This is a genomic window from Streptomyces sp. NPDC030799, from assembly GCF_055572255.1.
Window position 1 is genome coordinate 229551 of sequence record NZ_JBVIDS010000011.1, and the last position, 12738, is coordinate 242288.

General features: G+C 67.9%; 10 protein-coding genes. 8 read left to right on the forward strand and 2 right to left on the reverse strand.

Annotated elements, in window-relative coordinates; translation table 11 throughout:
* Positions 1-820: 820 nt before the first annotated feature.
* Together ACZ41I_RS27195 and ACZ41I_RS27200 are read right to left on the reverse strand one after the other, a co-directional pair.
* Positions 821-1546, reverse strand: a complete 726-nt coding sequence (locus ACZ41I_RS27195; protein WP_468515264.1) for an SDR family NAD(P)-dependent oxidoreductase — start codon at positions 1544-1546, stop codon at positions 821-823.
* Positions 1546-3042, reverse strand: coding sequence for an FAD-dependent oxidoreductase (locus ACZ41I_RS27200; protein ID WP_468515265.1), 1497 nt, complete (start codon positions 3040-3042; stop codon positions 1546-1548). The genes ACZ41I_RS27195 and ACZ41I_RS27200 overlap by 1 nt, the downstream gene beginning before the upstream one ends.
* A gap of 1025 nt (positions 3043-4067) precedes the next feature.
* Here ACZ41I_RS27200 and ACZ41I_RS27205 point away from each other — a divergent pair.
* From ACZ41I_RS27205 to ACZ41I_RS27240, 8 genes are all read left to right on the forward strand, one after another.
* Positions 4068-4499, forward strand: coding sequence for a VOC family protein (locus ACZ41I_RS27205; RefSeq protein ID WP_399764935.1), 432 nt, complete (start codon positions 4068-4070; stop codon positions 4497-4499).
* Complete coding sequence (locus tag ACZ41I_RS27210) at positions 4496-6613, forward strand: PfkB family carbohydrate kinase (RefSeq protein WP_468515266.1); 2118 nt, start codon at positions 4496-4498, stop codon at positions 6611-6613. The genes ACZ41I_RS27205 and ACZ41I_RS27210 overlap by 4 nt, the downstream gene beginning before the upstream one ends.
* Positions 6594-7658: an NAD-dependent epimerase/dehydratase family protein gene (locus ACZ41I_RS27215; protein WP_468515267.1), complete on the forward strand. Its 1065-nt coding sequence runs from the start codon at positions 6594-6596 to the stop codon at positions 7656-7658. Before ACZ41I_RS27210 ends, ACZ41I_RS27215 begins: the two co-directional genes overlap by 20 nt.
* 65 nt (positions 7659-7723) lie before the next feature.
* Complete coding sequence (locus ACZ41I_RS27220) at positions 7724-8290, forward strand: GNAT family N-acetyltransferase (protein WP_399764944.1); 567 nt, start codon at positions 7724-7726, stop codon at positions 8288-8290.
* Positions 8291-9313 carry a glycosyltransferase family 9 protein gene (locus ACZ41I_RS27225; RefSeq protein ID WP_468515268.1) on the forward strand — a complete coding sequence of 341 codons (1023 nt, stop codon included), beginning with the start codon at positions 8291-8293 and terminating at the stop codon, positions 9311-9313.
* The gene (locus ACZ41I_RS27230; RefSeq protein ID WP_468515269.1) at positions 9310-10392 is read left to right on the forward strand and encodes a GNAT family N-acetyltransferase; all 1083 of its coding nucleotides are present in this window, start codon (positions 9310-9312) and stop codon (positions 10390-10392) included. Before ACZ41I_RS27225 ends, ACZ41I_RS27230 begins: the two co-directional genes overlap by 4 nt.
* A 32-nt stretch (positions 10393-10424) precedes the next feature.
* On the forward strand, positions 10425-11663 hold the full coding sequence (locus tag ACZ41I_RS27235; RefSeq protein WP_468515270.1) for a DegT/DnrJ/EryC1/StrS family aminotransferase: 1239 nt from the start codon (positions 10425-10427) through the stop codon (positions 11661-11663).
* A 73-nt stretch (positions 11664-11736) separates the two neighbouring features.
* The gene (locus ACZ41I_RS27240; RefSeq protein ID WP_399764956.1) at positions 11737-12732 is read left to right on the forward strand and encodes a GNAT family N-acetyltransferase; all 996 of its coding nucleotides are present in this window, start codon (positions 11737-11739) and stop codon (positions 12730-12732) included.
* Positions 12733-12738: the final 6 nt, after the last annotated feature.

A 12738-nucleotide genomic window follows, 5' to 3' on the forward strand; every position in this document is an offset into this window, starting at 1 on the left:
GCGCACGGATCGAGGCTCCCGATGCAGACGGATGACTTTGCCAGTCTTCGCCTTGAACCGGAGCCTCAATGTGCCGCCAGTCTGCCACTGTCTGTCTCGTCAAGTCACTTGCAAAGGGGCAAAGTTCAGCCGTGTCGTGGCCCGATCGACCGGCGACGGCTGCCGGCCCCACGCTGTCGTCGTGGCACGTGTCACCGGGTGGCGGAGGCGCTGCTGATCGCCGCTTCCACGGTGGTGGCGAGACGCGCTCGTATGTGGCGATGGGGCAGTGGAATGGGAGCGGGAGACCGCCCAGGGACCCGGGCCAGGGTCGACGTCCGCCTGGTGGCCCAGCCGAGATGACAGGAGCTGATCCGTCCGATGCCCGGTTGAGGCTCCCCTGTTGCTCGGGACCCGCTGATCAGCTGGTCAGAGAGGGGGACAGTTTTCACGTTGGCCATGGCCGGATAGTGGTCGAGGTTCTGGCGACCACCGATTCCGGCTCGGCCTCCGGACTCACGACCGCCGCCGCGCCGTTGGGCATCGGACGCGGGACGGTGAGAGACGACGACAGCCACGGTCCGAGTGCTTCGAGCCGATCGTCCTGATCGCGCGTCGTCAGTACTTCGCCGACGCCTGCACCCACCACCACGGCCGGCCGGACCGGACCCACGTCTGGAGAGCCCGCACGCGTCCACGCCCCACGGACGGAGATGACTGCGGCTTCTCGGCTGCGATCCAGCCGCCGTGCTCGCAAGCGGTGCACGACCCGAGCGGGGTCGAGGTACCCATGTCGGCGACCACGGCGTCCGCGCTTGACGGGTTGTCGGCAGCGGATCAGTCAGTCCGCCTCATACGCACGTTTCGCGAGAGCGTCCGCAGCCGTGTAGCCACCATCCACCGTGATTTCCGTTCCGGTGACGAAGCGAGCCCCGTCGGTGAGCAGGAACGCCACCACCGAGGCGATGTCGTTCGGTACACCATTGCGCCGCAGGGGAGTCAGTTCGGCTGATTCCGCGGGTGCGTCGGCATCGATGTAGCAGGGCGAGACGGCGTTGACGCGGATTCCGGACGGCCCGAGCACGTTGGCGAGGCTCTTCGTCAGGTTGGTGAGCGCGGCCTTGCTCGCGGAGTAGGCGAGGGAGGTGAAGGAGCCTGTCGTCCCGGCCGTGCTGGAGATGTTGACGATTGAGCTGTCGGGCGGCATGCCGGGGGCGAGCGCGATCGCGGTGGCCAGCGGGCCCCGGAGGTTGACGTCCAGCACGCGGTCCCACGAGTCCAGGCTGGACTCCCAGGAGGCAAACTCGATCACTGCGGCGTTGTTCACGATCCCGTGGAACGGGCCGCTGTCGGCCAGTCGGCTGAGCGTGGCCGCTGATTCCTCCCGGTTCAGGTGGTTGAGGTGCACCATCTCCTTGATGCCGAGAGCAAGGAGTTCCTCCGCGTCGGACGCGCCAGTGTGGTAAGTGCCGACGACGGTGGCTCCGTGCTTGGCCAGGTCGAGCGCGATGCCCCGGCCGATGTCCTTCGAGGCTCCGGTGACCAGGACGCGCTTGTCCGTGAGCATCACGCGTCCGCCTCTGATGTCACCAGGTGCGGCTGCCGGCCGTGAGTGGCGGCCAGGACATGGGCCAGTCGACGCGCGAGAGCCAGGGTGGTGAGCGAGGGGTTGGCAGCACCCATGCGGGGAAAGGTCGCCGGCCCGCAGGCGTAGAGACCCGGGACGGCGGCGAACGCGTGGCGTTCGTCGAGTACGCCCCCCAGCGGCAGCGTGCAACCCTCGTGGTCCTCGGTACCCAGCGGGCTTGACCACGTGAAGGGCCCTTCGGACGTCTCCGCGCCGATCGACTCCGGCAGCACGAACGCGTTGGTTCGAACCGGGTGGTCGAAGTCGTCGAAAGCCAGAGGCGTAGCGGTGAGACCGAACCCGGCGGCCAGCTGGTTCCAGACCTCTTCCAGCACCTCGCGCTGGCGTTCGATGACACCCCGGTCGGCGTGGGCCAGGTCCGCGGTGACGGTTGTACGCCACGGGTATGTGCCGGTCGGCTCGCATGTGACGTGACTACCGGTGCCGGGCATCTGCTCCCCGGTGAGCCGTACGTCGAACAGAAGGAGGCCGGGCTCGGGCCGTTCAACCGTGATGAACAGGTTCGACCGGGTTTCGTCCTTGCACGCAGTCACATACGAGCCGGGTGTGACATCTGACAGGCCACGAGGCGCCCTGTCGTCGCCCGAGTCGCGCACCCGCAGAAAGAAGCCCTGGACGATGTGGTCAGTGAGCCCGGCCAGCCGGGGCGGGCGGCTCGGGTCGATCGCACACAGCGCTTGGATGGCCAGTCTGCTGCTCTCGATGGTCCCGGCGGCCAGGACCACCGAGTCGGCGGCGATCCGGCGGCCCTTGGCGTTCGTGCCGCTTTCCCGGACGTGGACGCCACAGGCCCGCCCGTCTTTGATGTCAGCCGAGAGGACTTCGGTGTCGCACAGGAACCGGATACCGCGCGGGCCGTCCAACGCGGCGCCCGTTACCGGGTGCCGCCAGTGGTCCAGCGGCGAGTAGGCGTACCAGCGGCCGTCGTCACCGAAACGGGTTTCGGCCCGCGGGGTGCGCACGAGGCGGAAGTCTCCGACCTTCAGCACCGGTTCCTGTGAGTCGAGTCGGCTCGGATCCACTCCGAGGTCTGCCGCGACCCGCTCGTAGAGCGGTACACCGCCCTGCCAGGAGTCGCGCAGGTCTGTCGCAACCGATTCCGGCCAGTCGGTCAGAGCCCACTCCTCGACCGGCAGGGACGCGCCGTACCAATACAGTGAGCGTCCACCCAGGCGCTTCCGCAGACCGGCGTTGACGGCGTAGTGCGGGGCGGATTCGGATGCCCAACTACGCTGGAAGTGAGGGTCGTCGGCGGCATCGAGGAAGGTGCGCAGCGCTTGATCGGGGTTGTGCGCGGAGTTGATGTGCAACAGATCACGCGCGGGTCCAGCCTCGATGACCAGGACATCGTCGACACCGAGAGTGGCCAGGTGCCGGGCCACTTCGAGGCCGGCGAGCCCGCCTCCGACAATCACCACCCGACCATGCGGGTCTTCGGTGTCCGGTGCCGTGGGCCACTGCCATTCGGCGAGATCTGCGGGGAGATCAGGTGTCGACACAGTAGTTCTCCCTACTGAGTTCGTCGGGTCCGTGCATCTGGCCTGCGGATCGGAGGGTGTGATGTGACCGGGCGCGAAAATCCGGGTGAGTGAGGCGGGCACGTCGAAAGCTGTGAACCGAGGGAATCGCGCCAATTCCCTGGAAGTGACGCGTGTTTCTCCACCTGGGGGTGGAATGAATATCGAGCTGCATCCTCCGTTCCGGGGCCGTGCCTGTCAACCCCCGCCTGCCTGCGTTCCGATGGGCCTCAGAATTCCTGATGGAATCCGTCAGCCGTGACAACTGTGGTAGCCGGCCACGCCCAACCCTAGGCAATCAAGCGGGTTGCAGTTGGCCGGAGTTGCGCGGTCCGTGGCTGATATTGCGAATGTCTTTCCCGTGCGACCGCAGTGCCCGGGGATGTCCGCAGGGCGTCCTTCCGTGGAGGTCGCGTGGCGAGCAGCCCCACCGGCACTGGCACGCCTCAGTCTGAACGCCGTCTCGACATGCCGTCTCAACTGCGCGAACACCGGGCCGTGTCATCATGCGGCCCCTACAATCACCCGCAACATCGGCCATGGAACGCGCAACTCTGGTCAACTGCAATCCCCTTGATTCCCTAGAGTTGTGCCCAGGCAGCGAACAATGGGCTCGCCTGCCATGGTCGGCGTGCTTTTTGCATCACGAGGGAAGGGGATGCGGCGGACGTGGCGGCGGCCTTCCTCAGGAGTCCTGGCTCTTTCTGGCCACCGTGTCGAGACGGCACATCCTGAATGTCCCGCTGACTGGCGCAAAAGAGACCCGTCTCTTCCGTCAGGAACGTGCTCGGCCGAATACGGTCTGCCGACCTCGTGCCTCAGGGACACCACTGTGACAATCGGAGGGTGACTTGAGCTCCGTGAAATCGGATGCGGACGTATCAGACGGAGAGACTTCGTCACTCCTGAAGGAAGGTCGCGACGTGGCCGGCAAGTCGCTGGGCCGTGCCCATGCATGCACCTCGGTCACGGCCTTCGACCACATCAGGCTGGACGTGGCGGACATCGACATCGCCGAACGGTTCTATGCGGAGGCCCTCGGGCTGTCGATCGTTGTGCGCTACGAACTGGCCGATCGGGTCATCCTGCAGATGGCGCCGGGCGGCAGACCAGCGGGCGTGGAACTGTGGCAAGAGCGAAACCTCGTGCCCACGCCGCACCCTACGCAGCATGTCGCGTTCCGCGTCGCCGACGTTTCGGCACTGGTGGAACACATTCGCGCACTCGGCTACCGAGTGGTCACCGAACCGCACCGAATCGAGCAGGAGACGGTGGCGTTCGTGGCCGACCCCGATTGCCACACCATCGAACTCAACGACTTCCTGGGCCGCCCAACAGGAGGAGCACCGGCATGACGGCCGACACCTCGACCGCTACGTCCTACCTGAAACAGCTCACCACGGCCCTGCCCGAGCTCAATCTTTCCCGGGTCGTCGACTGGGGGGCACGGCTGGCTCGGCTGGGCGGCGACGGCCGGCGTCTGCTGGTGGCCGGCAACGGCGGGTCCGCGGCGCAGGCCCAACACCTGACGGCTGAACTCGTGGGCCGATTCCAGGCGGAACGCGAGCCGATGTCCGCGTTGTCGCTGCACGCCGAGACGTCTTCGGTCACCGCGATCAGCAACGATTACGGCTACGAGCAGGTCTTCGCCCGGCAGGTCCGGGCGCACGCCCGGCCCGGCGACATCGTGCTGCTCATGTCGGGCTCCGGCCGCAGCGCAAACCTGTTGCGCGCCGTGGAGGCCGCGCGTGAGGTCGGCGCGGTGACCTGGGCTCTGACGGGACCGGTACCCAACCCGTTGGCAACGGTGGTGGACGAAGCGGTGACCGTGGAGGCGCAGGCGCTGTCCACGGTGCAGGAATGTCACCTCGTCGTGATTCACCTGATGTGTGCTGCCATGGACGCCGCCGTCGCCGCCGTCTCCGCCGTCTCCGCCAAGGACGACACTGCCACGCACGCCGTCGGTTCCACCCCGTCGGTGCCGCCGCCCTCGTCCGCCTCGTCATCGGAGCCGGCAGGGGAACGACGGCCTGGTGCGGCACGTGGAGACGGTACGAACCTTGTGGTGGTCGGCGACGCCTTCCTCGACCGCGACCACATCGGCCGTGTGGAGCGGGTCGCGTCCGACGAGCCGGCCCTGGTGGTCACCGGCGGCACCACGCACGCACGCCCCGGTGGTGCCGCGCTGGCCGCTGTACTGAGCGCGGGACAGGGCTACCCGGTCACCCTGGTCACCGCGCTCGGCCAGGACGCGGTGGGCGACCAACTGCGGACACTGCTGGACGAAGCGCGAGTGACGGTGGTCGATCTCGGGCTGGACGGCTCGACCGCGGTGAAAACGCGGATCCGCGCCGCCGGGCGCACCGTGATGATGCTGGACGAGCACGATGTCTGCCCGCCGGTCGGGCGGGAGGGCGACACTGCACTCGCCGCCGCACGGCGCGTGCTGATCGAGGCCGACGGCGTCCTGGTGTCCGATTACGGTCGAGGAGTCGCCGCACACACCGGCCTGCGTGCCGTACTCGCTGAGGCGGCCCGGAGAACCCCGTTGGTCTGGGATCCGCATCCGCGCGGTACGGTGCCGGTCGCCCATACCGCGGTCGTGACGCCGAACAGCCGGGAAGCCCGGGTGATCGCCTCCTTCACAGGCGGCGACACGTTGTCCGACGACGTCGAAGCGGCACGTGCCGTAGGACGCGAGTGGGGGCCGGTCCAGGTGGCGCTCACCCGGCACGAGCATGGCGCTGTCCTGCTCGCCGACGCGGATCTGCCGCCGCTGGTCGTACCCACGAAGGTTGCCGCGGGACTGAAGGCCGACCCCTGTGGTGCCGGCGACTTCTTCGCCGGTCACCTCGCCCTCATGATGGCCTGCGGCAAGTTGCCCAGCGAAGCGGTGGCATCGGCGGTAGAGGCGGCCTCGGCGTACGTCGCGGCAGGTGGTCCCAGGACCGTGGCCCACCCGTCCGACGGCGGCTCGCCCAGGGCGGGGCTTTCGAGCGCCGGGCTCGCGACGGGCACTCAAGGCGCGATCGAACTCGCCGACGCGGTCCGCGCCAGTGGCGGTACTGTGGTCGCCGCCGGTGGCTGTTTCGACCTGTTGCACGCAGGACATGTCCGGCTCCTCGAACAGGCGCGCGAACTGGGTGACTGCCTGATCGTCTGTCTGAACAGCGACGATTCGCTGTCCAGGCTGAAAGGCCCGTCGCGCCCGATCGTGCCGGCGGCACAACGCGCTCAGGTGCTCGCAGCACTCGCATCCGTGGACGCCGTCCTGGTGTTCGAAGAGGACACTCCTGAAGCGGCCATACGCGCGCTGCGACCCGCGATCTGGGTCAAGGGCGGCGACTACTCGGGGATGCAGATTCCGGAAGACGCACTGGTCAGCTCCCTGGGCGGACGGACCGTCGTCGTCCCCTTCGTCGCCGGCTGGTCGACGTCGTCGCTGATCGATGCGGCACGGACACGGTGATGACGAATCCCCATCCCCTTCACTTCCGCACGGCCTCTCCGCCTCGGCCAACGCGGACCGGACCACAAGGACGGCAGGCGTGAGCCAACGGAGCGTGCTCGTCACCGGAGCGGCCGGGTTCATCGGGAGGCACGTGGCACGGGCCTGTCTGAACGCCGGGTACCTGGTGACCACGGTGGACCTCGCCACGCCGCCGGCCGACGTGTGCCGGGACACCACCGTCCACACCGGTTCGTTCGACGACCCGGCGATCCTCCACGCCGTGGATGCCGGGCAGTTCGCAGCAGTGGTGCACCTCGGCGCGATCAGCAGCACCGTCGAGGAGAACTGGCAGGCCCTGGAGCAGACGAACGTCACCGGGCCCGCGGCGCTGGCGGAGAGCTGTGAGCGCAGCGGCACGCGTTTCGTCTACGCGTCCTCGTCAAGCGTCTACGGCGAGATCGCCGACCGGCGGCCCCTGCCGGAATCGGCATGGGGGTCTTCGGCGTGCTCCGGCCCGCTGAATGCCTACGCCCGCTCGAAGGCCTTGTTCGACGCGCGCATGACCACGCGGTTCGATGTCGACGGCGAACCGGGATGGGCGGGCCTGCGGTTCACCAACGTCTTCGGTACCGGGGAGCGGCACAAGAAGTCGATGGCTTCCATCATCGGCCAGCTGCTCCTCGCAACCGCGCGGCAGGAACCGCTCAGGGTCTTCGCCGATACCTTGGAGGCGTGCCGGGACTATGTTCCCGTCGCCACAGTCGCGCAGACGTGCGTCCTCATGGCTGATCCCGCATCGCCCTCCGGCATCTTCAACCTCGGATCGGGCCACGCGACCAGCTTCGCCGAGTTGCTCCGCTGGTGTGCGGAGTTCGCGGAGGCACCGCTGAACGTGCGGTTGGTGCCGAACCCCCACATCGGCCGTTATCAGTACTGGACCTGCGCCGACATGTCCGCTCTGGACGCGGCGCTCCCGACGCGGCCCCGGCCGGGCCCGCGCGATCTGCGGAGCGCTGCCCATGAGCTGTACCTGCATTTCAAGAATGCGGAAAACCGTAGCTGAAGGTACGTCAGCCCTGGTACGGGACCAGCCGATCGATGGAATCACCACAGGAGGATGGAGAACACATGGGTCTGGAAACGGTTGTGGTGAGCAAGGATCAACTGGACATGCTGATGCCTCTGATTGTCGAGCAGCAGCATGACTGCGGAAAGGAGGTCGATCTGGCCAGTACCCGCACCTTCTTCGAGGGCATTGTCGGCCAGGAGGCGAGCTTCCAGATCATGGCGGTCGAAGAGGGCACCGCCGTGGGTCTGGTGATGGTCGATCCTCTTCCCAACCTCCAGTTCGCCGACAATGTGGCCTATGTGCACGACGTCTATGTGACCGAGTCCCTTCGCGGCAGCCGGGGCATCGGTGCACTTCTGGTAGCCGCAGGCTTCGTTGAGGCGATGCGGCGAGGCTACGAGTTCGCCGAAGGCGAGACCGAGCCGGACAACCATCCCGCGCGGAAACTCTACGCCCGTATGGCGAAGAAACTGGGAGTCGGCTGCAAGGAAGTGGACTCGGTGCGTTACCTCTTGGACCTTCGTCCCGCCATCGAGCGGGTGCGCAACGAGCCCGACTTTCAGGACCAACTTGCCACCCCTCGGCTCCTGGGCCGTCTCAGTGCGCGATCGGGAGCCGACGGCTGAATGCGTACGGCAATGGTCGTCATAAACGAAGGCGTAGGCAATGGAATAATTGCGGCGCCACTGCTGGCGGCGTTCGAGCGGGCTCATCCGGGTTTGCGCTACTTCATGGCACCGAACATCGCACTCGACACCGAATGGGTACGCAGGGCAGTCGGCATGCAGGGTGCCTCCGGGACCTTTCCGGCCCTGTGGCGACGGTTCCTGCCGGCTCACCGGGAGGAACTTTGGGACTTCCTCGACCGCAACGGTGTGACACTGGTCGTCAACCTGAGAATGGAGTCTGCCGAAGAGGACGGAAACTACTTCGAGTTCCGGGCGGACGCCACTGAAAGAGGAGTCGAGTGCTGGGATCTGCACGAACTCGGCGAACGGCCGCAACGGCTGCCCTTCGGTGAACAGGCCGCCGGACTCCTACGTGCGCACAATGTCCCTGTCGACCCGAACCCGGCCTGGCTCACCGACCGGCGACAACCACGCCCCGGCGTGGCCGGCTGCTACGTCGGTGCCAGTGCCGCGGTCAAACGTTGGCCCGCGGACGAGTGGTCGACTCTGATCACGCGGCTGGACGACCGAGGGCTCGACGTCGAAGTCGCGGTCGGCCTCGCAGAGGGCGAGCAGGTACTGGCACGGCGGCTGTCGTCGGCGCCGGGTGTCAGCGACACGGTGTTCCTGAACTCGCTCGAAGCCCTCCGTGACTGGATCGCCGGACTGGACGTGCTGGTCAGCAACGACACGCTGGCAGCCCACCTGGCGGCCGCACTCGGTTGCCCGGTGGTGACGCTGTACCTGGCGACTGCCGGTGACATCTGGTCACCGATGGCGGCCCCTGAGGTCTCGCGGATCGTGCAGAGCGCGGTCGCGCTGTCTTGTTCCTACATGAAGCCGAACGGCACCTGCCGGCGCTACTACACCGGCTGCCCGGCGCCGTGCGCGTCCGGTGTCCGACCGGCTGACGTGCTGATCGAACTGGACCAACTGGAGTGGAGTATGCGGCAAGCCGGTCACCGGGAGATGGCCAAATGACCCGCCGACGCGCGATCGCGGTCCTCGGGGGCCGGCCCGGCAATGCGGGAGCCGACGTCCTCCGGCTGGCGGAGATGATCGGCAAGGAGCTCGCTCAGCGCGGTTACGGCCTGGTGAGCGGCGGCGAGGGAGGCGTGGCGGCCGCGGCCAACAGGGGCTGCCAGGCGGTCGGCGGCGACACACTCGCGTTGTTGAAGTGGAACCGTCTGTCCGACGCCGAGGACGGGACCACCTGGGCCCTGCCCACGTCGATGGACTTGGCCCGGAGCAACATCCTCAACTGGTGCGGCGACGGCATGATCGCGTTCGAAGGACGTTACGGCACGCTCACCGAGATCGGTCTCGCCCTGGACACGGGACGCCCCTTGCTGGTTCTGGGCAACCATCCGTTCCTGACCGCCGAGGCGTTCGCGGCGCCCACATGTCGCGTCGTGCCGGACCCGCGGCCGGAGCACGCCGCCGAGCTGGTCGACCTGCTGGAGACCCTGATCGAGGCCGGCGAGCAGGCATCGGTGCGGCCCGGTGCCGCCGTTGTCGAGGACGACCAGGTCGACGAGAGCGGTATCGGGCTGCGACGTGCGATTCCGGAGGACATCGAGCTGTTCCGCCGAACGTTCAGCGACGCCGCCGTGCTGGCGTGGCGAGCGCTGGAACCGACCGACGGGGTGCTCAGCCGATTCCAGCACGAACGCTGCCTGGTGATGCTCGAACGGAATCGCCCCATCGGTTTCCTGGAGTACCGCAAGGAGGCCGATCCGGAGTTCGACCACATCCAGGTCGCGGCACTGGCCGTGTCCGACGCGGCCGACCGGGGCCGGGAGATCGGGACACGGGCGCTGAGACTGTTCGCCGGGTCGGTGTTCACCAGCGGCGGGCACCGCATCACCGCGGCGCCCAATGCCGACAACGCGGCTGCCGTGCGATGCCTGGAGAAGGTGGGTTTCCGGCGAGTCGGCCGGATGAGGGCGTACGAACACCACCGCGGTACGTGGCGGGACGCGCTGCTGATGGATCTGGTCCCGAGCGACTTGGCCACCGGGTCGTCGAAGCCACCACGGACCGCGGTCGGGCACAGGTAGCAGGACAGAGTCGCACGAGAGGAGGGATCGCCATGGCAGGACCAGGAGTTTCCCGTATCGGCCCGGAAGAGGAGGCCGAGGTGCTGAGCGTCGTACGTGAGCGAGAGCTGAGCCGGTACCGATTCGACGACCACGACGGGTCCGCGCTGCCGTCGAAGGTTTCACGGTTCGAGCAGGAATTCCGCGCCCTGACTGGTGCGCGCCACTGCCTGGGCATGAACAGCTGCACCAGTGCCCTGTACGCCGGGCTGCTGGCCGCCGGCATCGGTCCGGGCGACGAGGTGATCGTGCCGGGCTACACCTTCATCGCCTCGATCGCCGCGGTCGTCCACACGGGCGCCGAACCGGTGCTCGCCGAGATCGACGAGAGCCTGCTTCTCGATCCGGTGGATGTGGCCGCGAAGATGACCCCGCGCACGAAGGCGGTGATCGCCGTCCACATGCTCGGAGCGCCGTGCGACCTCGACGCCCTGGACGCCGTCACACGTGAGCACGGGGTGCTGCTCGTGGAGGACTGTGCGCAGTCCGGTGGTGGCACGCACCGCGGCCGGCACCTGGGCACGGTCGGTGGATTCGGCGCGTTCAGTCTCAACGTCTTCAAGACCTTCACGGCAGGCGACGGCGGCATACTGCTCACCGACGACGACGATCTGTACGAGACGGCGTTCGCCCTGCACGACCACGGGGCCGCGCCCTTGCGGCAGGGTGTCACCGATGGGCCGCCGCTGTTCGGCCTGAATCTACGGATGCACGAGTTGACCGGTGCGTTCGCACTCGCCCAGGTGCGCAAACTGCCTGACATCCTGCGGACGTTGCGAGCCAACCGGGACAAGCTGGCGGACGCGATCGGAGACTTGCCCGGAGCGACGCGTCGCCGACTGCACGATCCGGACGGAGACTGCGCCACGGTGCTCGCGTACACCTTCGCCTCCGCGGCCATGGCCGACGAGGTGGCAGCCCGACTGGGCACGATCACCCTGAGCCGGTCGGGCAAGCACAACTACGCCAACATGTCCCAGCTGCGCCCGGCGCCGGCGGATTCCGGGACGCGCCGGCCGGATCGTGCCGTCCTGCGTCGGTCGTATCCCCCGGGCAGCCTGCCGCGTACGGACGATCTGCTCAGCCGCAGCATCGCGTTGAGTGTCGGGGTGGTCGACTCCTATCTCGGCAGCGGAGTGGGCATCGACGCGACCGCCGGGGACGACACGATCGAGACGGTGGCGCGGCTGTTCAGGACCACGGTGGAGGACGTGGCCAAGGCAATGTCATGAGCGGGGCCCGGGACCTGAAACCGGTACCGCCGGCCCACACCGAGCAGGCGTTGCGGTGGAAGGAACACACCGGATGAATGCCGTTGCGTTCGAGTACGGTGCCCGGGCGACGACGGACTTCCTGGACGCGCACCGGCTCTCGGTGCGGACACCTTTCCAGACGAGTGGTTGGTGGCGGGCGTGGATTCGTGAGGCGGCGGAGGCGGAGGGGACGATCCCGGTACTGGTCCGCATCACACGCACCGACCGGCCCACCCTGGTGGTTGGCCTGCAGTTGCACCAGGACGGCAGCACGACGCTCCTGCGCCCGTTGTCCTGGCCGTGGGCCGACTATCACGAGGTCGCCGAGGTGGGGGACGGGCCGTTCACCGGACCCGGGCCCGACATCGGCAGGCTGGCCGAGGCGATCGACGCGTGTCAGCGGGAGTTCGGCGCCCGGCTGGAGCTGAGCAACCTGATCGCCGATGGACCGCTGCTGCGCGCCATGTCCGAGCTGGGCGCCACGCTCCGGCCGTCAGAGACGGTATTCCGCCTCGACCTCACAGACCCCGACGTTGTCCGACGCGTCAGCGACCGGCGGGACATGCGGCGAAAACGCCGCAGGATCGGGCGGCTCGGCAAGCTCCGGCTCACCTGCGCGGACACCTCGGCGCAGCTCGCCGCCCGCCTGCCGGCCTTCATCGAACTGCATACCCAGCAGTGGGGTGACCGGCCGGACGCCGTGGCGCCGTTCGACGGCGGCGTGGTCGACCGGACGTTCGAGGCCGTCGCGGCCGAGCCGTCCAGCACCGCGCGATTGCACGAGCTGTGGCTGGACGAAACGCCGATCGCCGGGTGGTTCGGCTTCTGGCACGACCGCACGTACTACGCCTACCGAGCGGCCTACGACCTGGGTCACGGTCGCGACTCGCCGGGGCACCTGCTGACAGCCGCGATGGTCAGCGAACTCGCCGTCCAAGGGACAAACACCTTCGATCTGACCCGCGGTGCCTACGCCTACAAGCTCGAACTGCCCTGCAGCCGCGCGCCCACCATGACGGCGAGTCGGGAGCGACCGTGCCGGGCGTGACCAGGT

What these genes read in the sequence shown, in the direction of transcription:
- ACZ41I_RS27195 (WP_468515264.1), bottom strand. Translation starts at nt 1,546, where the DNA reads ATGCTCACGGACAAGCGCGTCCTGGTCACCGGAGCCTCGAAGGACATC.
- ACZ41I_RS27210 (WP_468515266.1), top strand. Translation starts at nt 4,496, where the DNA reads ATGACGGCCGACACCTCGACCGCTACGTCCTACCTGAAACAGCTCACC.
- ACZ41I_RS27215 (WP_468515267.1), top strand. Translation starts at nt 6,594, where the DNA reads ATGCGGCACGGACACGGTGATGACGAATCCCCATCCCCTTCACTTCCG.
- ACZ41I_RS27220 (WP_399764944.1), top strand. Translation starts at nt 7,724, where the DNA reads ATGGGTCTGGAAACGGTTGTGGTGAGCAAGGATCAACTGGACATGCTG.
- ACZ41I_RS27225 (WP_468515268.1), top strand. Translation starts at nt 8,291, where the DNA reads ATGCGTACGGCAATGGTCGTCATAAACGAAGGCGTAGGCAATGGAATA.
- ACZ41I_RS27230 (WP_468515269.1), top strand. Translation starts at nt 9,310, where the DNA reads ATGACCCGCCGACGCGCGATCGCGGTCCTCGGGGGCCGGCCCGGCAAT.
- ACZ41I_RS27235 (WP_468515270.1), top strand. Translation starts at nt 10,425, where the DNA reads ATGGCAGGACCAGGAGTTTCCCGTATCGGCCCGGAAGAGGAGGCCGAG.
- ACZ41I_RS27240 (WP_399764956.1), top strand. Translation starts at nt 11,737, where the DNA reads ATGAATGCCGTTGCGTTCGAGTACGGTGCCCGGGCGACGACGGACTTC.